17 protein-coding genes, 4 pseudogenes and 1 riboswitch are annotated in these 21681 nt (G+C 60.6%); of the genes and pseudogenes, 12 read left to right on the top strand and 9 right to left on the bottom strand.

The annotated features are described in order from the left end of the window. Nucleotides 1–299 precede the first annotated feature (299 nt). From queC to AC1D1L_RS24790, 10 genes are all read left to right on the top strand, one after another. Nucleotides 300–998: a 7-cyano-7-deazaguanine synthase QueC gene (queC, locus tag AC1D1L_RS24835; RefSeq protein WP_010913518.1), complete on the top strand. Its 699-nt coding sequence runs from the start codon at nt 300–302 to the stop codon at nt 996–998. Then, entirely contained in the window at nt 998–1354 is a 357-nt protein-coding gene (gene queD / locus AC1D1L_RS24830) for a 6-carboxytetrahydropterin synthase QueD (protein ID WP_044548957.1), read from the top strand. The genes queC and queD overlap by 1 nt, the downstream gene beginning before the upstream one ends. Beyond that, nucleotides 1351–2088, top strand: a complete 738-nt coding sequence (gene queE, locus AC1D1L_RS24825) for a 7-carboxy-7-deazaguanine synthase QueE (RefSeq protein ID WP_477344055.1) — start codon at nt 1351–1353, stop codon at nt 2086–2088. The genes queD and queE overlap by 4 nt, the downstream gene beginning before the upstream one ends. Nucleotides 2089–2102: 14 nt before the next feature. Further along, nucleotides 2103–2339, top strand: a complete 237-nt coding sequence (locus tag AC1D1L_RS24820; RefSeq protein WP_477344054.1) for a hypothetical protein — start codon at nt 2103–2105, stop codon at nt 2337–2339. 28 nt (nt 2340–2367) lie between these two features. Beyond that, a riboswitch (TPP riboswitch) is annotated at nt 2368–2484 on the top strand. Nucleotides 2485–2587: 103 nt separating this feature from the next. Continuing rightward, complete coding sequence (gene thiC, locus AC1D1L_RS24815) at nt 2588–4423, top strand: phosphomethylpyrimidine synthase ThiC (RefSeq protein WP_477344053.1); 1836 nt, start codon at nt 2588–2590, stop codon at nt 4421–4423. Further along, nucleotides 4420–5421, top strand: coding sequence for a glycine oxidase ThiO (gene thiO, locus AC1D1L_RS24810; protein WP_477344052.1), 1002 nt, complete (start codon nt 4420–4422; stop codon nt 5419–5421). The genes thiC and thiO overlap by 4 nt, the downstream gene beginning before the upstream one ends. After that, the gene (thiS, locus tag AC1D1L_RS24805; RefSeq protein ID WP_006334020.1) at nt 5390–5587 is read left to right on the top strand and encodes a sulfur carrier protein ThiS; all 198 of its coding nucleotides are present in this window, start codon (nt 5390–5392) and stop codon (nt 5585–5587) included. Before thiO ends, thiS begins: the two co-directional genes overlap by 32 nt. A gap of 1 nt (nt 5588) precedes the next feature. Beyond that, nucleotides 5589–6362: a thiazole synthase gene (locus tag AC1D1L_RS24800; protein ID WP_477344051.1), complete on the top strand. Its 774-nt coding sequence runs from the start codon at nt 5589–5591 to the stop codon at nt 6360–6362. Then, the gene (locus AC1D1L_RS24795; RefSeq protein ID WP_477344050.1) at nt 6359–6964 is read left to right on the top strand and encodes a thiamine phosphate synthase; all 606 of its coding nucleotides are present in this window, start codon (nt 6359–6361) and stop codon (nt 6962–6964) included. Before AC1D1L_RS24800 ends, AC1D1L_RS24795 begins: the two co-directional genes overlap by 4 nt. Continuing rightward, a complete protein-coding gene (locus AC1D1L_RS24790; RefSeq protein ID WP_477344115.1) occupies nt 6955–7725 on the top strand; it encodes a hydroxymethylpyrimidine/phosphomethylpyrimidine kinase in 771 nt (256 codons plus the stop codon). The genes AC1D1L_RS24795 and AC1D1L_RS24790 overlap by 10 nt, the downstream gene beginning before the upstream one ends. Before the next feature lie 260 nt (nt 7726–7985). Here the strand turns inward: AC1D1L_RS24790 and AC1D1L_RS24785 are convergent, their stop codons facing one another. The 6 genes and pseudogenes from AC1D1L_RS24785 to AC1D1L_RS24760 all read right to left on the bottom strand — a co-directional run. Then, complete coding sequence (locus tag AC1D1L_RS24785) at nt 7986–9014, bottom strand: LLM class flavin-dependent oxidoreductase (RefSeq protein WP_477344049.1); 1029 nt, start codon at nt 9012–9014, stop codon at nt 7986–7988. Between the two features lie 125 nt (nt 9015–9139). Beyond that, nucleotides 9140–10249 (bottom strand): histidinol-phosphate transaminase, encoded by a 1110-nt coding sequence (hisC, locus tag AC1D1L_RS24780; protein WP_477344048.1) that lies wholly within the window; start codon nt 10247–10249, stop codon nt 9140–9142. A gap of 615 nt (nt 10250–10864) precedes the next feature. Next, nucleotides 10865–11101 (bottom strand): annotated as a pseudogene (locus tag AC1D1L_RS24775) (GAF domain-containing protein); the annotation flags it as partial. A gap of 206 nt (nt 11102–11307) precedes the next feature. Further along, complete coding sequence (locus AC1D1L_RS24770) at nt 11308–11706, bottom strand: hypothetical protein (RefSeq protein WP_477344047.1); 399 nt, start codon at nt 11704–11706, stop codon at nt 11308–11310. 1190 nt (nt 11707–12896) lie between these two features. Then, complete coding sequence (locus AC1D1L_RS24765) at nt 12897–13175, bottom strand: hypothetical protein (protein WP_477344046.1); 279 nt, start codon at nt 13173–13175, stop codon at nt 12897–12899. A 184-nt stretch (nt 13176–13359) separates the two neighbouring features. After that, nucleotides 13360–13584: pseudogene (locus AC1D1L_RS24760) on the bottom strand (glycine zipper domain-containing protein); the annotation flags it as partial. A gap of 301 nt (nt 13585–13885) precedes the next feature. Here AC1D1L_RS24760 and AC1D1L_RS24755 point away from each other — a divergent pair. Then, nucleotides 13886–14254: a hypothetical protein gene (locus AC1D1L_RS24755; protein WP_477344045.1), complete on the top strand. Its 369-nt coding sequence runs from the start codon at nt 13886–13888 to the stop codon at nt 14252–14254. A gap of 50 nt (nt 14255–14304) precedes the next feature. On the opposite strand, the pseudogene AC1D1L_RS24750 reads toward AC1D1L_RS24755, so the two are convergent. From AC1D1L_RS24750 to AC1D1L_RS24740, 3 genes and pseudogenes are all read right to left on the bottom strand, one after another. After that, nucleotides 14305–14469 (bottom strand): annotated as a pseudogene (locus tag AC1D1L_RS24750) (RNA pyrophosphohydrolase); the annotation flags it as partial. A 482-nt stretch (nt 14470–14951) separates the two neighbouring features. Further along, a pseudogene (locus AC1D1L_RS24745) lies at nt 14952–15804 on the bottom strand (DUF4158 domain-containing protein); the annotation flags it as partial. 387 nt (nt 15805–16191) lie between these two features. Next, nucleotides 16192–21384, bottom strand: a complete 5193-nt coding sequence (locus AC1D1L_RS24740) for a shikimate kinase (RefSeq protein WP_477344044.1) — start codon at nt 21382–21384, stop codon at nt 16192–16194. Here AC1D1L_RS24740 and AC1D1L_RS24735 point away from each other — a divergent pair. Then, nucleotides 21355–21534: a hypothetical protein gene (locus AC1D1L_RS24735; RefSeq protein WP_168992077.1), complete on the top strand. Its 180-nt coding sequence runs from the start codon at nt 21355–21357 to the stop codon at nt 21532–21534. The two genes, AC1D1L_RS24740 and AC1D1L_RS24735, sit on opposite strands and share 30 nt — an antisense overlap. Nucleotides 21535–21681: the final 147 nt, after the last annotated feature.

Raw genomic sequence — 21681 nt, 5'->3', positions numbered from 1 at the left:
AACTCGGGACGTCAAGTTCTGGGGCAAACCGGACAAGCCGAAGGTGTGTCGGGAATGCTGCTGCGCCACGGCAGTGATTTCTGCATTATCTATACGCCTATATACGCAGTGCCGGCGTCAGCACCCCAGCGGTCGAAGATACGCGACAAGTCGCGTGCAAGTCATCTTGGGGACGCTGACAACAAGGTACGTGCGCTCAATCGCGTCCACCCCATTCACAAAACCGGCTCCGTGGAGTAGTGGGAACGCAGAGAAATCTCCGGTCGCAGCCTTACCCGGTCAAAACAAGGATTCAAACCATGAATGCCCTCGTCATCTGCTCCGGCGGATTGGACTCTGTTTCGCTCGCTCACAAGGTGGCGACCGAGCAGAAACTCATTGGCCTGCTTTCGTTCGATTACGGCCAGAGGCACAAAAAGGAACTCGGCTTTGCCGCTATCTGCGCCAAGCGGCTGGCTGTTCCGCACCAGATCGTCGATATCCGCGATGTTGGCCGGAACCTGAGCGGCTCGGCGCTGACTGATAATGTGGACGTGCCCGACGGGCACTATGCCGAAGACTCCATGAGGATCACGGTGGTGCCGAATAGGAACGCCATCATGCTGGCCATCGCCTTCGGGGTTGCCGCCGCGAAGAAGGCCGATGCGGTGGCCACTGCCGTCCACGGCGGAGATCATTTCATCTATCCCGATTGCCGGCCCGCTTTTATCGACGCCTTTCAGACGATGCAGAACCATGCCCTCGCAGGCTACGCCGATATCCGCCTGTACGCTCCGTATGTGAATATGTCGAAGGCCGACATCGTCAGCGAGGGGGCAAAGTACGCCACACCGTTCGAGGCGACGTGGTCCTGCTACAAGGGCGGTGCACGTCATTGCGGTCGCTGCGGGACATGCGTCGAACGGCGCGAAGCATTCGATCTGGCCGGCATCACCGACCCGACAGATTATGAGGACGCAGACTTCTGGCTCCACGCTATCCAGACAAGGAGCGCGTGATGTTCCGCATTACCAAAGAGTTCCACTTCTCGGCCTCGCATCAGCTCACCTCCTTGCCACCAGATCATCAGTGCGCACGTCTGCACGGCCACAACTACATCGTCGTAGTGGAGCTTTCAGGTGGCGAACTGGACGAACACGGCTTTGTGCGCGACTACCAAGATCTGGCGGCGTTCAAGCACTACATCGATGGGACGTTCGACCATCGGCATCTTAACGACGTGCTGGGGCATGACCATGCCACAGCGGAATGTCTGGCCAGGCACTTCTACGACTGGTGCAAGGTGCGGCTACCCGAAACCTCCGCCGTGCGGGTGAGCGAGACGCCGAAAACCTGGGCGGAATACCGACCATGACTTGCGCGTTGCATCCCGGAATCCGGGTGAGCGAGATTTTTGGGCCGACCATTCAGGGCGAAGGCGTGCTGATCGGCTTGCCGACGGTGTTCGTAAGAACCGGGGGGTGCGATTATCGCTGTTCCTGGTGCGACAGCCTGCATGCGGTGGACCGTCGCTTCCGCCATGATTGGGAGATGATGTCTCCCGACGCGGTTTGGCAAAAGGTCATTGCGCTTTCCGGCGGTCAGCCCGTGATGGTATCGCTGTCGGGCGGCAATCCGGCCATCCAGCCGCTTAGCCAGTTGATCGACCGCGGGCATGGTGAGGGCTACCGTTTTGCATTGGAAACCCAAGGCTCGGTGTCTAAGCAATGGTTCGCGGATCTCGACGTGCTGGTACTAAGCCCCAAGCCGCCCTCAAGCGAAATGACGACAGATTGGGCCGCGTTCGACGCCTGCTTAGAGGCGGCGCAGTATAAGCCGCAGATGGCGCTCAAGCTCGTTGTCTTCGACGATGATGACTATGCCTATGCCAAAGACGCCGCGGCGCGCTACCCGCAATTACCCGTCTATCTGCAGCCCGGCAATCACACGCCGCCGCGTCCCGGCGACGAAGACGCGTTCATCGACATGGCCGGTGTGATGAGGCGCATGGAATGGCTGGTTGAAAAGGTGACCCGTGACAGGTGGTTCGAGGCGCGTGTACTGCCGCAGCTTCATGTTCTGCTCTGGGGAAACAAACGGGGCGTCTAGCCGAAGGGGAAGGATTGCCGACGACGCGCAAGACAGACATCTATAGCAATCTCACCCAACTGGGCGGCAGCAGCGTCGTTCCGGAAAGCCCCGAAAACACCGTGCTGGAAAAGGGACCGAATCCGCATGAGGGCTCGCCTTATTGGGGGCGCTTCACCGCTCGTCTGGGCGTGACTTGCTCTCGATACTACCATGCTTTTCCGCTGGATTTGATTGGTCGCCGATCATCGCCGCGGGCCGAATGCACTTGACAAAACAGCGCCGGCCCGTTCAATTCGACGCATTCACCAGGGGAGTCCCGGCAAGGGGCTGAGATACTGCTGGCTTTCGCGGCGCAGTGACCCGTTGAACCTGATCCAGTTCATACTGGCGTAGGGACGGTGTAAGCGCTTGGCGGGAGTTTACGCCCGAGGTCCTGTTGCGGCAGGTCGACCAAAGCGTCTTTTCATCCTTCCGGCACAGAACTGGGTCTCCAATGCATGAGCAAAGGAGCCTCAAGATGAATGCCCTCACCCCAGCCGTCTCGACGGGACCGCTACCTGCCTCACGGAAAATCCACAAGTCCGGCGTCCTCTATCCGCACATCAAAGTGCCGATGCGCGAAATCTCCGTCCATCCGACGGCGGGCGAACCGCCCGTCATCGTCTACGATCCATCAGGCCCCTATACCGACCCGACAGTCGAAACCAGCATCGAAAAAGGCCTCGCCCGGCTTCGCCATGAATGGATTACGGCGCGTGGCGATGTCGAAGCCTATGACGGCCGCCATGTCCGGCCGGAAGACAATGGATTCGCCGCAGGCGAGCGCCTGACGCCGGAATTTCCCATTCGCAACCGGCCGCTCAAGGCCAAGCAGGGCAAGGCGGTGACCCAGCTTGCCTATGCGCGCGCCGGCATCATCACGCCCGAAATGGAGTTCGTCGCCATCCGCGAGAACCTCGGCCGCGAGATCCTGCGTGGCAAACTTGAGCGCGACGGCGAGGCCTTAGGCGCCGAGATCCCCGACTTCGTCACGCCGGAATTCGTGCGCGACGAGGTGGCGCGCGGGCGGGCGATCATTCCCGCCAACATCAACCACCCAGAGAGCGAACCGATGGTCATCGGCCGCAATTTCCTGGTGAAGATCAACGCCAATATCGGAAACTCGGCGGTCACCTCCTCGATGGCCGAGGAAGTGGAAAAAATGGTCTGGGCGATCCGCTGGGGAGCCGACACAGTGATGGACCTGTCGACCGGCCGCAACATCCACAACATCCGCGACTGGATCGTGCGCAATGCACCGGTGCCGATCGGCACGGTGCCGCTTTATCAGGCGCTCGAAAAGGTCAACGGCATTGCCGAGGATCTGAGCTGGGAGGTCTACCGAGACACGCTGATCGAACAGGCCGAACAGGGCGTCGATTATTTCACCATCCATGCCGGCGTGCGGCTGCACTACATCCCGCTGACCGTTGACCGGGTCACGGGCATCGTCTCGCGCGGCGGCTCGATCATGGCCAAATGGTGCCTGCACCATCACCGGGAAAGCTTCCTTTACGAGCATTTCGCCGAAATCTGCGACATCTGCCGCGCCTATGACGTGTCCTTTTCGCTCGGCGACGGCCTTCGCCCGGGCTCCATCGCCGATGCCAACGACGCGGCGCAATTCGCCGAGTTGGAGACGCTCGGCGAGCTGACGCAGATTGCCTGGGCCAAGGATTGCCAGGTGATGATCGAGGGGCCCGGCCACGTGCCAATGCACAAGATCAAGCAGAACATGGAGAAGCAGCTCGCTGTCTGCGGCGAGGCCCCGTTCTATACGCTAGGACCGCTGACGACCGACATCGCGCCGGGCTATGACCACATCACCTCAGGTATCGGCGCCGCCATGATCGGCTGGTTCGGCACCGCCATGCTCTGCTACGTCACGCCCAAGGAGCATCTCGGCCTTCCCGATCGCAACGACGTCAAGATTGGCGTGATCACCTACAAGATAGCCGCTCATGCCGCCGACCTGGCTAAGGGGCATCCGGCGGCGAAAGTCAGGGATGATGCCCTTTCCCGCGCGCGCTTCGAATTCCGCTGGGAGGACCAATTCAACCTGTCGCTCGATCCCGAAACCGCGCGATCCTTCCACGACCAGACCTTGCCCAAGGAGGCGCACAAGCTGGCACATTTCTGCTCGATGTGCGGGCCGAAATTCTGCTCCATGCGCATTTCCCACGACATCCGCGCCGAGGCACAGAAGGAAGGCATGGCGGCGATGGCGGCGAAATACCGCGAGGGCGGCGATCTCTACGTGCCGGCGGACGAGACCGGCACACCGCTGGTGCCGGAGGCGCATGAGCGGTCATGAGGGTGCTGGTCAAAGGGGCCGGCGTCGCCGGCCTCACCGTCGCCTTCGAACTCGCCACGCGCGGCGCGGCGGTGACAGTTGCTGAGACAAGACATGGCCTCGGCGGCGATGCGTCGTGGTTCGCCGGCGGCATGCTGGCGCCATGGTGCGAGCGCGAAAGCGCCGAGCAACCGGTGCTGGATCTCGGACGCGATGCCGCCGACTGGTGGGAGGCGGCAACGCCCGGGCAGGTGACGCGGGCCGGAACACTGGTCGTGGCCGCGCCGCGCGATGCGGGCGAACTCGACCGGTTCGCCAGCCGCACGTCGGGTCATCGGCGCGTCGATGAGGATGAAATCGCGTTGCTCGAGCCTGACCTCGCCGGCCGCTTCCGCCGCGGACTGCTCTTCTCCGACGAAGCCCATCTCGACCCGCGCCAGGCGATGGCGGCACTTCATGACAGGCTGGCGGCGATGGGAGTCGAATTCCACTTCTGCGCCGATGCCCCGGCTGTTTCCGGGTTCGGTCGTCAAATCGACTGCACGGGAATGTCCGCCGTCGATGGAAGGCTGCGTGGCGTTCGTGGCGAGATGCTGATCCTGCGTACGCCTGATGTCTCGCTGTCGCGCCCGGTCCGCCTGCTTCATCCGCGCTTTCCGCTCTATATGGTGCCACGCACCGACCACCGTTTCATGATCGGCGCGACGATGATCGAGAGCCAGTCCACTGGACCTGTCACGGCTCGTTCAATGATGGAGCTTTTGGGGGCCGCCTATGCCCTCCATCCGGCATTCGGCGAAGCTGACATCATTGAGACCGGCGTCGGCATTCGCCCGGCCTTTCCAGACAACCTGCCGCGTGTCGAGGCATGTGGAAGCACCGTCGCGATCAACGGGCTTTATCGCCATGGCTTTCTTCTCGCGCCCGCCATGGCGCGCCAGGCGGCCGACCTGGTTTTCAATCATGACGGAACTAAGGAGCTAGCTCATGAAACTGTTGGTCAACGGCGAAGCGCATGAGGTTGCCGCCAACACCCTGGCCGAGCTGCTTGCCGCGCTCGACTATGAGGGCGATTGGCTGGCGACCGCCGTCAACAGCGACCTCGTGCACAAAGCCAACCGGGCGGAATTCCGGTTGAGCGACGGCGATCGGATCGAAATCCTTTCGCCGATGCAGGGAGGCTAGCATGTTCGAGCTTCTCGGGACGACGCTTCCTTCCCGCCTGCTTCTCGGCACCGCGCAATATCCTTCGCCGGCCATCCTTGCCGATGCGGTCAAGGCATCGGGCACGTCGGTGGTGACCGTCTCGCTGCGCCGTGAGACGGCAGGCGGTCGGGCCGGCGAGAAATTCTGGTCGTTGATCCGCTCGCTGGGCGTCAGAATCCTGCCCAATACTGCTGGCTGTCATTCCGTCAAGGAAGCGGTGACCACTGCGAAAATGGCGCGCGACGTCTTCGGCACGAGCTGGATCAAGCTCGAAGTGATCGGCAACCACGACACGCTGCAACCGGACGTGTTCGGCCTGGTCGAAGCCGCCCGCATCCTGTGCGAGGACGGTTTTGATGTATTCCCCTATACCACCGATGACCTTGTCGTCGCCGAGCGGCTGCTGGAGGGGGGCTGCAAGGTCTTGATGCCGTGGTGCGCACCAATCGGTTCCGCCCTCGGGCCGGTCAACGTGATGACACTGCGTTCGATGCGCGGCCATCTCCCTGGCGTCCCGCTGATCGTGGATGCGGGGCTCGGACGGCCGTCGCACGCGGCCACCGTCATGGAACTCGGCTTTGACGCCGTGCTCCTGAATACGGCGGTCGCCAAGGCGGCCGATCCGGTCGGCATGGCCCGTGCGTTCGGCAAGGCGGTCGCCGCCGGTCGCGAAGCCTTCATTTCGGGAATGCTTGAACCGCGTGACGTCGCCGTGCCATCGACACCGACATTCGGCAGGGCAGTTTTTTCATGAAGCTCGATCCCTTCTATCTGATCGTCGAAAGTGCAGCCTGGATCGATCGGCTGGTGCCGCTCGGCGTCAAGCTGGTGCAGCTTCGCATCAAGACCATGGGCGAAGCCGGATTGCGCGCTGAGATCCGCACAGCGAAGGCCTTGTGCGCTCGATACGGGTGCCAGCTCATCATCAATGATTACTGGCAACTGGCCATCGAGGAAGGCTGCGACTTCGTTCATCTCGGTCAGGAGGATATGCAAACCGCCGACCGTTCGCGGATTCGGGTAGCCGGCGTGAGGCTCGGACTGAGCACGCATGATGGTGTCGAACTGGACACGGCGATGGCCGCCGAGCCTGACTATATCGCGCTTGGGCCCATCTACCCGACCATCCTGAAGAAGATGAAATGGGCGCCGCAGGGGCTCGAACGGATCAGAGAGTGGAAGCATCGGGTAGCGCCAATCCCATTGGTCGCGATTGGCGGTCTCAACCCTGACAGGCTCGACGGAGTTTTCGCGGCTGACGCCGACAGCGCGGCGGTGGTCACCGACATCACGCTGAATGCCGATCCCGAAGGGCGCACACGAGAATGGATCGAAAAGACGGAGCGATGGCGCTGAGGCGAGAACCCCATGTGCTTGTCGTTGGCGGGTCGGACTCCAGCGGTGGAGCTGGAATTGCCCGCGATATAGAAACGGTTTCCGCCTTCGGGCTGCGCAGTTGTCTTGCCATCACCGCCGTGACAGTCCAGACGCACTCGGCTGTCGAGCACGTCAAGCTTGTGCCGTCGGAGCTTGTCGCCGCTCAGATGCGCGCCGCGTTCGCTGCCAACGCTGTCGCGGCCGTCAAGATAGGCATGATTGGGACATCGGCGGCTGTTGAGGCAGTCGGCGCTGTTTTGGTCAACTGCCAAGTGCCTGTGGTACTCGACCCGGTCCTGGCCTCTACCTCGGGACGCAATCTGCTGGCGGACGATGCCATTAATATGCTGCGCCACGATCTGATGCCGATCTGCCGGCTTGTAACGCCTAACCTGGTCGAGCTGGCTGCGTTTACCGGCTCGTCACCGGCCGCGGACGAAGAAGGGGCTTGTCGTCAGGCTGAAGAGCTATCGAGGACGGTGAGGACCGCCGTACTCGTCAAGGGCGGCCATGCACAAGGAACCCGTTGCGTCGACGTGCTTTTGCAGCCGAACCAACCTGCAGTTCGGTTCGAGGCGCCCCGCTTGCCGCGTGGGATGCGCGGAACGGGTTGCATGATGGCCAGCGCAGTCGCCGCCTCGCTTGCTCTTGGAGCGTCGCTGGAAGCGAGCGTGCGCCAAGCCAAGCAACATGTTTTCGATGCGCTTGCCGGATCGAAGGACATCGGGCCGATAAGCTGATCGGGCCGAACGTATCCAACGCTCCGATCAAGTCTGGCAGGCGATCGTGGGTCTACTTCTAGGACATGAAGGCCCTATCCGAGGGGTGAAAATGCGGCATACACGGTCGCTTTCGCCCATGAACAACACGCCGCTTTGAGAAGGAGCCGCATGCCTCTGTGCCAACAGGTTGATGGGTCATCCGAAACCCGCACCTAGTCGTCGCTAGCGACCGCATGCCGCTTGGCACGTTGTTGGGTGAGCGAACGTTCGAACCGGGGTTAGCCAACTCGAGCCATAATTGCGGATTGAATCGCCGTTGCGGTATATAGGGAAGCATCTAACGACAGATTCCCAAACGCCGGTTGACAAAGGAGGTAGTTTGCACCTGCCGCTTCCAGCTGATCAAGAAGAGCTTGTCCCGCAGAAGCTGCCGTTCCTACTACGCACAATTCCTTCTCGATTGCTGCATCGAAGGTCAGCGGCAGGTTTGGTGGAGACGGCATGCCATTGAGATCATAAAGGAATTTAAAGCTCTTTAGCCACCGTTCGTAAGCAGGTGCGGCGAGTGAACGTGCATCTGTTTCAGAACGCCCAATCACGACCATGCGGAGCAATCCAAGAAATGGCGTTTGGTCGTCCGCCTCACTGGTGTGCTCTCGACCGGCGCGGAAGGCATCAGTGATTCTTCGAACGGAAGAGGAAGGTCCCACGCACGCGATGTTCACGCCATTCGCAGCGGCCCAGACTGCCGATTCCGGTCGATTGGTGGCGATCCAAGTCGGCGGATGTGGACGCTGATGAGTTCTTAGCGTCAGCGGAACGCTGTTCAACTCAAAATGGCGACCTTGATAGGATAGCGTGCCGCCCTTCAGCGCATTGATAAGAATTTCGCTGGCTTCCGCATAGTGGTTTGGCGCCGCGTCCGAGCCAATCCCGAAGTAACCCAATTCGATCGGGAGCGAGCCGCGCCCTATCCCAAGTTCGAGCCTGCCACCGCTCAATTGGTCCAGCATACAGATCTCTTCGAACGCACGTAGCGGATGATAGAGGGCAAGCAGCATTACCAACGGGCCGACACGAAGGCGCCGGGTTCGCTGGGCTACGCTCGACAAGAACAGATTCGGTGAGGGACCTCTCCCATGTGGGGTACAATGGTGCTCTGCGAGATGATATGCATAGAACCCAAGGTGATCGCACGCCTCCGCTAACATCAGGCGATCTTCGTACTGTCGGGCGATATCGGGGCCGTCCTCGTCCAGATGATCGAAGATTCCGACAGCTAGGCCTGAAGGAAAGGCCTTATCCATGATATTGTCTCCATTTTTGACGCAACAAGTCAGGTTGCTTGCGTATTCCAAGCAATTTAAAGATTTCTCGCCGTGTAATCGCTCGGATTATTGCCTGCGAAATGCTAAAGCAGAGCCTTAGCAACCTAATGCGGGGGTGTTGACATATTCAATATTCTGATAATACGACTAGCGGCACGAAGAAACGCATCCATTTGCTCTTTTGTACCGATGCTGACGCGGATGTAATTTTCCAAACCTTTATCTGGAAAGACGGCAACAAGTATTTTTTGCCTTGCGAAGGCTGATTGCCACCATGAGCCGTCCTGTCCCGTTGGCACGCGGGCAAGCAAGAAGTTTGCGTGGGAAGGGATTACGGAAAATCCAAGTTGCGACAGCGCGAGCATCACTCGCCGTCGTTCATGCCTGATGTGTCTGTGGTTGTCTGCATAGGCGGCGCGGTGCGCAAGGACGCTGATACCAACCGCCTGCCCGATCACATTCATGTTGAAGACGTTCTGGATGTTGCGTAGCCTGCCGATAATTTCAGGATGACCGAAACCGAAACCGACGCGAACGCCGGCGGCAGCATAGCTTTTCGAAAATGTCCTTAAGACCAGAAGGTTCGAATAGCGATTGATGAGGCGTAGACCATTCTCGGGTGCAAAGTCGACGTAGGCCTCATCCAGCACGATCAAGCGGTCCGATTTCGCTACCAGGCGTTCGATATCGGCCACCGGAACGAACGTTCCAGTCGGATTGTTCGGATTGGCTAGCAGAATGAACTTGGCGTCCTTTGCAGGACCGAAGAGCAATTGCTCCATCGGCAAGGAATGATCTTCGCTAAATTCGATTTCGACAAATTGAGCACCCTGCAACGTTGCAAGTTTGCGGTTGAACGAAAAGCCTGGCGACATCATCGCCACGCTATCCCCCGGGGTAAGGAATGCTCTGTAGACAAGTCCAAGCAGTTCAGACGATCCGTTGCCGGCGATCACCTGATCCATGGAAACGCTGTAGGCATTCGCGGCTGCTTCCCTCAAGCTGATGTTATCGTCTTCTGGATATAGATACTGCCGTTCGAGAGCTGCAATCGCACTTTGCATTATGATTGCCGGAAGCGGGAAGGGGTTCTCATTCGTGTTTAGTTTTACCCAACTTGAATCCGGCGCTTGTGTATCGGATGGCAGAGCATCTAACTGTCTCGCCACTTGCGAAAGAGACGACAGCACACTCTGAAGTTTTGCATCGGACATGTTTTTCTCCGTTTCAGTCGCAGAGGGAATCCGGGATGAACTGATGGTCTAGAGCACATGGCCGACCAACAGTGCATTCACACCGCCGTTGTCAGCACATTGACCCCGCGAGGTCGGGCGGGCTGTCCTCCCGGGTCGGATTGGCCCGACGCTCAGTCCGCATCCACTCGTCATCGGGCCAAGGCTCCGCCAACCACCAACGCTTGATTTGTCCCTGATATTTGCCTCGGTCAGCCTTTCAAGGACGCTTGATCTGATGCCGTATTTCCTCAGCGTGTATCCAATCTGGCGCGGCGTCAGTCCAAGGAGGCGCCGCCTTTGTCTGCACCGAGCCATCTCTTCACGGCCGCGATGACACGCTCGCGATTTGACATACTCGTACCTTTAAAGAGGCTGCGCTGGGAGGCGCCAGCGGTGCCTGGTCGCTGACGACGGACGGGACCGTAGCGGCGGCCCAAGGAGCAGCCTCAGTCGGCCGCGTGGCCGGCCTGTCTGGCATCATCGGCCCAGTTGCGGCACCTTGTTGCCCGGTCCGCTCTTCCACGGCGCCGCGAAAAAACACTGTCCGTGGCAGCAGTCAAAGTCGTTTCTGCCGATTGACGCTCCCGCTGCCAGGAACATGCGATGCAGCTTCACTGTCTGCCCAACCAGATTGGCGATTGTGGTGAGGAGGCGGAGGTCGTAATCGAGGAGGGAACTTGATTTGTTGTCCAGGATGCGGTCGATGGTCGGCGTGCCCACGACGTTCGCATCGACGCGAACGGGTACACCGATGAACGACACTTTCATGTTGTCGGACGCCCCGAGCACGTCCTTGTCGGCTGCGTTGAAGGCCGGATCCACCGCTTGGTTGCGGATTTTGACTGATCACGGGCGAGCGCGAAAAACGCTGTAGCCGTAAGTCGAGGCGCCGCGACGTGGTCGAGTGCACAGCGGTGCGATGCCTGGCGCATGGGTTTCCTTTCATGAATCGCGACCGTCGACTGACTTCTGCACGACGCAACCGCACGTTGATTCACGAGACCGGAATGGGCCGGGAGAGTCAATCGAGCTTTCTTTCATTCGCGCAAGGAAACTCTGCGGTCATGATAGAATTCCATCAGTTTCATATCTCCGGTAGATGATATCGAACGACAGAATGTCTGCCCCGGCGTCCCCGCGATGCCGGTGCTGATGGCAAGGGCCATCAGCCTGATCAGCTCCTGGCAAAGCTGGCGCAGTGGCGTGGCGACCACCATCGCGACGATCTCATCTACGAGGGCCGACCGCGACTCCGGCATGATTTCATTCACAATCGCGACGGCGTCTTGAGCTTTGCGCAACTCGCGGAGCGCCTGATGGCCCCCTGCCCCCGCCGACCATACAGAAGCCGACGAGCTCAGGTTGCCGTGCATGAGATCCAGCGTGGTCTCGTATGTGATCTGCCGCTTCTCGAGGGTCACGAGCGTATCGAGCACCTCGAAACTCGGCGCGTTGTCACGGAAATAGGAGCGAAGCCGATTTCGCGTAGCTCGTGCCCCTGCAAGCGGTGGCTGCCGACGAAGACCGCCCGTTGCCGGGCCGTTTTGCGACCGTGGAAAACATCCAAGCGGCGGCCCCCCGACCTTGCGGTTGTTGAGGCCGATATAGCTCTCGCGCACGCCGGGGGCGAAGTCGGAAACGGCGAAAACCGGAATGTCTTTCGCCTTGAGCTCCTCGACTGCTGCCTGATCTTTGGGTGGTCCGGCGCCCGCGTGGCGATAGCATGGCAGCGTCCGCTAGGGTCCTTGTGCTCGCCGGCTCCTTCGGGCGGTTGGGGAGTCGAGCCGGTGCTGCCACCGCTAACTCGTTCAGGCCTTGTTGACCGACAGCTACGTTGTGAAGATCGAGCCGGTCGCTCCCATCTGCTAAGATGGGCGGCTGTGTCGACGAGCGCAAAGACAGCGCACCATAGACTCATTACTTGCGATCATCTGAGCATTCAGAAGTTCTCGCGGCCGCCACCCAGAACTCACCATTCCTGTGAGTACCTGGGTCGACGCGACAGCGAGCGATGGGGCCGCGTCGTCTTACCTGACCAGGCAAGTCTGGCGATCGTCCGCGTCGCTCGGGGAGGCTAGGACAACCGGCAAGATGATCGCGTCACTCAGTGCCATTGTGAGTCTTAAGGCCTGAGGATCTGGTCGAGTCCGCGCCGGTCGAGCTGCGGCGGCTGGCCGCCGTATATGTCGCCCGTCGTGCTACCGACTCACTGTTGTGAACGTTTCCCCATCCTCCATCCGATCGCTGTAACTGGTCAGTTCTCTTCCCACAGCCAAAGTCGCACTTTCGCGGCCGAACTGCAGACCTCTAGCAAAGCCAGCTGCGCTGCGCCGTTTCCCAAACGTCTAGTCACATTTTCGAAGTGCGTGTTGGAATCGGTGATTCCGTGACACATTATCGCCACGTTTTAGCCGCGACCTGCTCGCAATCGCCCACCAGAAAGCCGGCGTTGCCCTGAGACGGTTCGGTCCGGCATCGGCTCAAACCAGCCCCCCACTTAAGGGTCAGTGCCGGATCGAACGCTCTTGCATCTCTTCTTGAAGGAAATCAGGTGCGACGCCGAAGCAAGCTGATCCGCTCCCTTGAGCGACACATGGTCCGCCAAATTGCACAGCGCGCCAAGGACCTACAAATCAACGATGTTTTGAGGCGGCGGCTGCCAGGCGAGACGCATCTGGGCCCGGCAGGGCCATTCCGAGCCCCCAGCGCGCGAGATGCTTCGGATCGGAAGTGTTGCGCAGCTCACTTCTCGAGGATCGATCCGATCGCAAAGACGCATCACGGATCGCATGTCGTGCTCCACCAGCAGAATGGAAACATTGTCGGCCTTAAGCATCTCGATCTTGTCGGCGACCTCGGCTTTTTCGGTCGCGTTTGAGCCAGCCAGTGGCTCGCCCAGCGGCATGATACGAGATCCAGCCGCCAAAGCTGTCGAGATGCTAAGCATTCGACGAAGCCCGCCAGGAAGATTTCCCGCCGGACTAGCTCGTGGGCCTCGATGTCGTTGATGACGACGCCGCCGACACCGCATCACTGGCCATCGGCGGCCAGGCAGCGAGCAACGCTGCCGCCCCACCAAAGACTTTCGCATACAATTTCCCGTAGCGATCCCGGCAGGGGCAGCGGTCCGGTTCATTGGCCCGGCCCATCAACGCACCGGCAACGGCGCCGACGGCGCCACCGACAACGGCGCCTTGCACCGGATCATTTGCCACGGCAGCGCCTATGGCCGCGAAGCCCAGGCCGCCGACCGCTGCACCCTTTTCCGTCTGAGAGTACGCGCCAGCGCCATCAACTACCCTCATAGGAATCATCCGCCATTCGGCTACACGCACGTAACCGCCAGGCGGAAGCGGACGGTCAGAAGTTTCTGGCGCTCACGTCATTTCAACGGCTTGCACCACATTCGCCAACCGGTCGTTGATTTTTCAGGTTGGTCAATAGCAGCCCATTGCACCAAACGTGGTCCACGCGTCCCCACTCACAGGCTGCCGCGGCATCCGGAAAGAACCCACGTCCGTTAAGGTTGGCACTCGTGTTGCAGATGACCGAGGTCGAAAGGGGCCATGGCCGATCTAGACGCGCCGTCATCTCGTCTCACAGCGCGTCGACTGGATGAGTGGCAGAAGGCGCTATCCCGACGAGCCGCGCTTCAAGGGCCTCATCACCATCGCTATGGTCGAGACCCACATCGAGACCCGCGCCGAGGTCAGGGTCGAGCGACGATGCTACATCTCCTCTCGCATCCTCACCGCAAAAACCTTCGCCGAGGCCACCCCATTGGGGATCGAGAAGGGCTACGTGAATTCAAGGAGGACCAGGCCACGCGCCACAAACATGGCCATGGTCCGCCACCTCGCCCTCAACCTCATCCGAGCCATGTCCGGAAAACAATCCATCAAGGGAGCGAAAACTCGCGACCTGGGATACCTACTACCTGATTGCAGCTCTCCAATTCCGGATGGTCGACCCATGCCAGCATAATAGTCTCCATGCCGAGGCGATTGAAAACGAACTCAAATATTCTCTACTTGGATTCCGCCTTGCGGCATCTGCCACAGTTGCGTTGCACCGGCATATTCATTGTCCTGTTCTGCATTGCGGCGCCCGACCCAGACCAGGCCGTCGATACTGAGGATCATCAACCCGACACAGGGACGATAAGGCAGCGTTTCGCGATCAATTGTCTTTTTAGTCATCTTATGCCCTTTCCGGCCATTACAGGGAGTTCGTTTGCGATCGGCAGATCGCTACCCCTTTTGCGGATCGATCACACGCCGAAATCGGTACGGTCGATGACCGTGCTTGTGTGCTGGGCAGAGCGCAGCGCAGATGTGGAGAACCCTCGCGCGCGGACCTGGAGCGAGGGGAGGCTCAAAATGAATATCCTTGTTGACTTGGATCAACGCTCAGGAACTCTCTGCGAGCAAGAAAGCCCGTATTGGGAACGGCGGGCAGTCTGGAGTAACCGGGGACGCCTGTAGGGATCGGAACAAGAACTGCATTCCGGCTCGCGTCTCTATCCGATGACTTGATATAAGAGAGAGATGAGTTCGCCCTGCAACGCGTCCTCAGGAACGGCCTTGACGTGATCGAGCCTGGGCTAAGGTGTGTCGACGGCGGATCCGAAATGGATTTCGAGATATCACTGCAATCGACGCGAAGGGGCGGCATGTCGTCAGTCCATGTGCCGCTGCTTCTTGCGGCTGTTGGCTTGCGAGAACAGCCTCCCCATCAACTTGATAAACATCGTCACGGCATCATCGGTAAGCTTCTGGCCGAATTTGATGACCTGCGCCACGATCAGAGCGTGCTGACGGCTGGCGTTGAAGTCGTTGGCCAGCCATGCTGGCGTGGCATTGCCTTCGTATATCATCTGATCCCAACGTCCCGAAGAAATGCGGACATGTAACGCGGGGTCGATCTCCAGCGTCGGCAGAAACGTGATCCGCTCGGTCAGTCCAACCAGGTTTGACGCTCCAGGCGCTTCTGACGCTGATCTCAACCAATGAAAGCGCGTTTGACTGATCGTCGGGTCGACCTCCAAACACACGTCCAACGATGCAAGCCGATCAGCTGGTATCGCTTCGATCAGTGGCCCCTCTGCCCGTCGCCGGGCAATGGCCCGCGCCGCGATCCCCATCCGCTCAATGATGTTGGCTGCCGGAGCAGCGAATTTCGATTGCGGAACTCCGCTGCGATGACGCCAGCTATCGAAGCACCCGCGTCTGTTGTTGAGGCTTTCTCGATTGCCGACAGCAATGCGGCACGCCGATCTTCGGCTGTTGCGTTTCGCTTCTGCAAATAACCCAGGAGGTGAGCAAGGTGATTGCTGCGGGTTTCCTCACGACGAGCATACAACCTGAACATGCAAAGTTGGATCGCAAAGCCGAGCTGATTGTGTTCACGGCGCCGTAGCTGGATTTCCATCAAATCGGCCGGCGAAGGAGAATAGTGGAGGGTCAGACTGGCTTCACCGCAATGTCGAATAGCGCTTTTCGCTCGTGTTCTTTGAGAAGCGCTCGTCGGGCCACTTTCCACTCCACTCCAGAACGGTCGTGGCAAAGCCTCTGTCCAAAGCGGCGTAACGGTACAAGACGCAAATGGCGTATCGACAGCGAACATCCGGGCGTTCACTCTCCGTTCGACCTTAGCGCGTTGTTTAAGTACTTTCAACGTAATGCCCTCGTTTAGACTCGGAGCTGATCCTTCCCGGTCTATCACCAGGATTTGGCTCGCGACCCGGCACCGGCGGTTCGTCTTTGTGCGGCGAATCCTCCTGTGTCATCCAGGCCGCATCAACTCGGCCATCAGGCTTCTCACGACTTATGCATGCGATTCCCACTTTTTGTTAGCATTCGGCGCGAACCCGCATCCTGCGCTAAACCTGCGAAAGAACCCTTGATTGTCGCCGCTAAAGCTTATTGTCCTCTTGAGCGTTCTCTGCTTCTCGTGGAAGACGCTAAATCCGCTCGTGCGTTATTGCCGGCCAGCAAAGGCTGCGGGTCGGCGGTGAGGGTGTCGAGGGGCGGCGGGCGTTCCCCTTCACTCAATGGTGCCGCCGGCGCCTGGATGATTTCCACGACGCCGCCCCCGCGATCGTAGCCGTTGTTATGATCATCGTGCATGCGCTGCGCTGTTGGGGACATGCTGATGGCTGTGCCGGAAGCACCGGAGACACGTGAACCCTCGGCAGCGGGCAGAGCGGCTTCTCTGTCGCTGCACAGGAAAGCGTAGAGTTCCTTCACGCAAATGCGGGCGTCCTTCTTGTCCTTTTGAAAGGGCGGGACGAGGGGCAACCTGATGTCGGCCTTTTGGTAGGACGGACTGCGCTCTTCGTACAGCTGGTCAACCTTCTGCTCGATGTCGGCGCCTTGCAGCAGCGGCCGGCTGGTGTCCTTCTTGAGGCGCCTGCGGAGCTCTTTCAGATCGGTGTCGAGCCAGATCGACCTCGCCTTGTTAAGAATCAGGGCTTGATTGGACTCCTTGCCAAAGCAGCCTCCGCCGCTTGCGATGACGATGGACCCTCTCTCCAACTGCTTGGCGAGCTCTTTGGTCTCCAGGTCCCTGAAGTGCGCCTCGCCGCGGTCAGGGTCGGCGAACATCTCCATCAGATTGCCGTGCTCGGCGACGATACGCTTATCGATGTCGACAAACTCCACCCCCAACTCCTTGGCAAGCTGAGCGCCGATGGTCGACTTGCCGCTCGCCGGCATGCCGACGAGCACGACCGGCCGCGTACCGAGGGCCGCGAGGATCTCGCCGGCTTGCGGCGAGCGAGCGACCGCAATCTGTTGTCTTGCGACGGTGGGCGATCTGGAGGTCCCTGCCGCCCTCGACCTGCTTTCTCCTGACGAGCTCCAGTGTAATATCTCCCAGGCACCACGGGGAATGGGGACCTCCTCGCATTCGCCCTGCGCGCGCTGCGCGAGCTCGGCCCGGTAACTGGCCGGCGTATGGAACTCGACCTCGAAGCGATAGTTCTGCGCGGTTCTGAACGCCGTGTGAACGCCGCGTAACCCCGGCGTCTCCTTCCTGATGAACCAGTTGGTGGTCTCGACCTCGCTGCAGTCCCGCTCCTCGAAGGCCAGTGCCGCCTTCCTGAAGGCGCGCGTAAAAGCCTCGTCCGGGATCTCGAAGACATGGCGCACGGCATTGGTGACCAGTTGGGCCTCCGGCGCGTTCACGCTCTGATCGGTCAACTCGTCGGCTATCCAGACCTGCCCGCGCGACCGTTGATCCAGATGCGGCACCTTCACCTCGATGCCGTCCTGCCGCAAAAGCTCGGCAACCGCATGCACAGTTTCGTTAATCGCGCTTTCTTGCGCTTCGGCGGGGGCGGCTTCGAGCCTGGCGCGCTCCTGGGCCTGTTCGCTGCTCAGCGTTATCCTGCTGGCGCGGTCGTCGTCGGCCGAGATTGCTAAGGCGCTGGGCAGGATGCGCTTTTCGACGGCGAGGCTGATCGAGGCCTCCATGACCGAGGCCGCCAGCGTGGGGTTGTCCTTCAGATTTGCCAGGCTGCCATCGACGTCGAACAGGCCCTGGTGGAGCTTTGCCGCCTGCGCCTTGACATAGGGCGCCGACTTGAAGCCCGGCCTCCGCTCCAAGAGCCGCTGCAATCCGGTGGTTTTTTGCATGAACATCCGCGCACCGGTATCGGACTTGTAGGCGTCAGTGCCGACCTTGATGCCGACGCTCAACAGATTGATGGCGCTTTCATGCAGATCGTCCGGTTTGTAGCCGTCGGGCCGCGGATCAATGCGCGGCTGGTAGCAGTTGAGCAGGAAATCGATGCGCTTCCTGGCGTCAGCGGTTGCCGGATAGGATTCGCTGAGTTGCGGCAAGAGCGCGCCGGCGTCGGCGCTGACGGCAGGCTTCGCGCCGGTTGAGGCCACGGATAGCGCTAACTGCTGCTTGACGTCCGACTGCTCATGAGCCGGCTCGCTCTTGAGCTGCAGGTTCCAGTCCTGGAGCTCGGCCACTAGCAACCCGGCCAGTTCGCAGGCCACCGGATGCCTGGCGGCCTTTCTGTCTTCCCCCGCCCTGGCGATGAGCTCACGGAGGGTCTGGCCATCTGGCCGATCTTCCTGCAACAGTGCGCGGATGTCGGCCTTGAGCTCATGATGAATTCCCTCGTAGGTGCCGAAGATGGCACGCTCGGCAAACCAGCGTTGCGCCTCCAGCGGCTGCGCCAGCAGGTCGCGCTGCAGGCAGCTGTAGGTCTCCAGCACCAGCCCGGTGGCCGACAGGATCTGCTTGGACCGGCTGAACTGGTAGCCGCCTTTCTCAATGGCCGGCGTGTGCGACTTCGGCGGCTTCATCGAGGCGATGCCGCGCGCCTGCAGCTGCGCGTCGAACTGGCGCACATGCTCGTAAAGACGAGGCTGGTCGCCGATGATGACGACCGGGTCGCCGTCAAAATCGCCGTCGAGCATTTTTTGTTCGACGCTCGGAACCGCAACCAAAGAGCCGGGCGCGAACACCTCCGTCGCCTGCAGGATGCCGACGCACTCGAGCGCGGTGTCGGCCTTGACCCGGTCCTTTTTCTCCAGCCAGCGCGAATGGCACTTTACGTCCTCGGCAGACATCACCACCCCGCGCTCGGCGAAGGCCGCTGGCCACATTTCGTCGGGCACAACGATCAAGATGCCTTTGGCAAAGAAGGTCGGGTCGTCGGCGGCAAGCCCAGCCCCCGACCTGTGCGCGACGTTGAAGCTGTATTGGAAGGCCACGCACCGATCCAGGAACGCCGCGGTCCGATCGCCATCGCGCGCCGACCTGACCCGGTCGGCGGCGAACGGGCGCAGGTTGGGCTTGTCATAGGGGGAGCGTCCGACAAGCACGCCAGCGTCACGGGTCAAGGTCTTGCTCTTGCCGGTCGGCACATGCAGGCATTCGTCGCTGGACGGCACGGCGATAGCGCCCGGACCCTCGATATGCCCGCCCGTGACCGTCCGGAACAGCTCCTCGGCGGTGAGGCTTTGATGGGTTTCGAGCCAAGCCAGAGCCTTCTCGCGGGTCTCCTGTGCCACCTCGACGCTGCGCGGATAATGTTGCAGCGCCGAGGGCGGTACCGCCGATTGCTTTTTATCGGCATAGGCAGGCATCCGCTCGGGAGCGTCGTGGCGAGCCCGGGCAATGGACGGCATGCGCTCGGCCAGTGAGGCCCTGATGAAGCCGCAGCCGTCATGCGGCCGCAAGGCGATCTCGCCGTCTCGCCCCTCTAACCGGAAGGGATGCACTGCGCCTGCGGGGCGGTCGGGCAGAAGGGACAGCTTGAAGCACCCTTCCAGCGCATAATCATGCGGGCCAATGTCGGGGATGCCCGGCGGCGCAGCAAATCCGCGGCGCTGGGTATAGTAATAGGCTTCCTTGAATGGCGCCCAGTCCCGCGACAGCTGCTCAAAGGCCGTACCCGGAGCCGTCTCGGCATAGGGGATCGCCAAAAGCTTGCCGCTTGGGGCCTCTGCGGCCGTGAAGGGCAGGTGAGAGGCAAGCTGGTTCAGGCTCTTTTGCGGCGGCTTCAGTTTGCTGCCGCCGAACAGGTCCATGCGGTAGGGCACGCCCTCCACGGTGAACGTGCGTGTCAGCATGGCGCCAGTCGGAGTTCCCTTTAGCTGCACCGCCAACACCTTCACCGAGCCCGAGGTCAAGCGGTGGAAAATGGAATATCGCAACTCGGCTTCGCTGGCCAGCGGCCGGCCTTGCATGTCGACCACCGGCAGCCGCATCAGTCCGGCATCGCCTTGCGGCGGTTTCGGCTCGTGGTCCATGGCCTGAAGGACGCCATGGACATCGAAGCTGGCGGCTGCATGCTGGGCCTGGATCATCGATGCGTTCTGCGCCATGAAGGTGTCGAGCGCTTCGAGCGGCTCCTTCGCCTCGATCTCGGCGATCACGCTCCAGCTCATGTGGGAAAGGTCGGCGTAGATGAGGGCGCGGGAACTGTCCAGGATCTGCCTGGTCTTGCCGTGCAGCTCTTCCTGCCTGGCCTGCAAGGCGCGCTCGTCGCCGTCGACATAGGGCCGCCGATAGAGCGTCTCCAGCACCGCCCGGGTCTTGAGCACCTGATAGATCGAAAGCGCCGGGCAGCGGCTTGCATTGGCGTCGCTGGTGCGCTCGGCCTGGCCTCGTTTGAGATGGGCATCGATCTTGTGTTCCACCACCGGCTGGATGGCGTTGAGCAGGTTCAGCGTCGATTTGCGGTGCCAGCGCAACACCGGCTTCGGGCTGCGAGCTAGTGGCAGCAGGGAGGCGCAAAGATTGCCCATCGTCTCGAGGTTGTTGTCGAGCTTAAACCCGGGAGCGGCACGTAACACCTCGAGCCTGTCCAGCCCCGGCTGTGCCAGCGCACCGAAATCGTCCGACAACTGCGCCTTGCCCAACGCCTTGAATATGCTCGCGATGGCATGGACATCGGCCTGCTGCAGCCGATCCTCGGCATATTGGAGGTAGTGCGCCAGCTGATGCAGCCGGTCCTTCAGCAAGGCGGGTTCCGCGACCTCGCCGGCGGTCTCTCCCTCCTCGATACCGCGCGACAGACCGTTGGCGATCCTGGCTAGCGCAGGCGTGCTGAAAGTAGTGAAACGACGGCCCTTGGAACCGAGCTCGCCGGCGATGGCAACGATCCCCTTGCGTGCTTTTTCTTCTTCCGGCCACTTGCCGAAACCGTTCACCAGATTGGCCAATTTTTGATCCGAGAATCCGTCGAGATTGCCGTCGCGGGCAACCACCGCGCCGGCGATGGCAACCGTCGCTTCACGCGTCTTCTGCTGGTCCGGCCATCTGCTGAAGCCGTTCACCAAATCGGCCAACTCTGAATCCGAAAATCCGTCGAGATTGCCGTCGCGGGCAACCACCGCGCCGGCGATGGCAACAGTCGCTTCGCGCGTCTTCTGCTGGTCCGGCCATCTGCTGAAGCCGTTCACCAAATCGGCCAACTCTGAATCCGAAAATCCGTCGAGATTGCCGTCGCGGGCAACCACCGCGCCGGCGATGGCAAGCGTCTCTTCGCGCGCCTTATGCTGGTCCGACATTGCGTCGGAGATGCGATGCGGGCCTCCTTCACTATCAGGACGCCCTGCTTGTCCGACCAACTCTCCGGTGCTGCCCATATTCCCTCTCCGATCCAGCAAAACGCATCGCCTAAAGCCTGTGAACAACAGGGCATCATTGGTTTGAGGGCGGTCACGCGAGACTGCAACGGCATGCTTGAAAGCCGCAGCATTCACGCAGCGGCAACTGCCTCGACAACGCCGCAATGAAAAGCTTCTTCGCCACTCGATCGCTTCGACATCAGGCTGAAGCTCAAAGGGCTGAGCCCTGTACAAAGGCCCGTAAATCACTGTGAACCCTACCGCTTTACGGGGAGAATCTACGGTTTTTTCATTGCGGTACAGATTGAGCGATAT

This window comes from Mesorhizobium sp. P2_D6 (assembly GCF_056404315.1).
The sequence above is the reverse complement of the archived record's forward strand: the minus strand, read 5'-3'. Positions and strand labels throughout refer to the sequence as shown.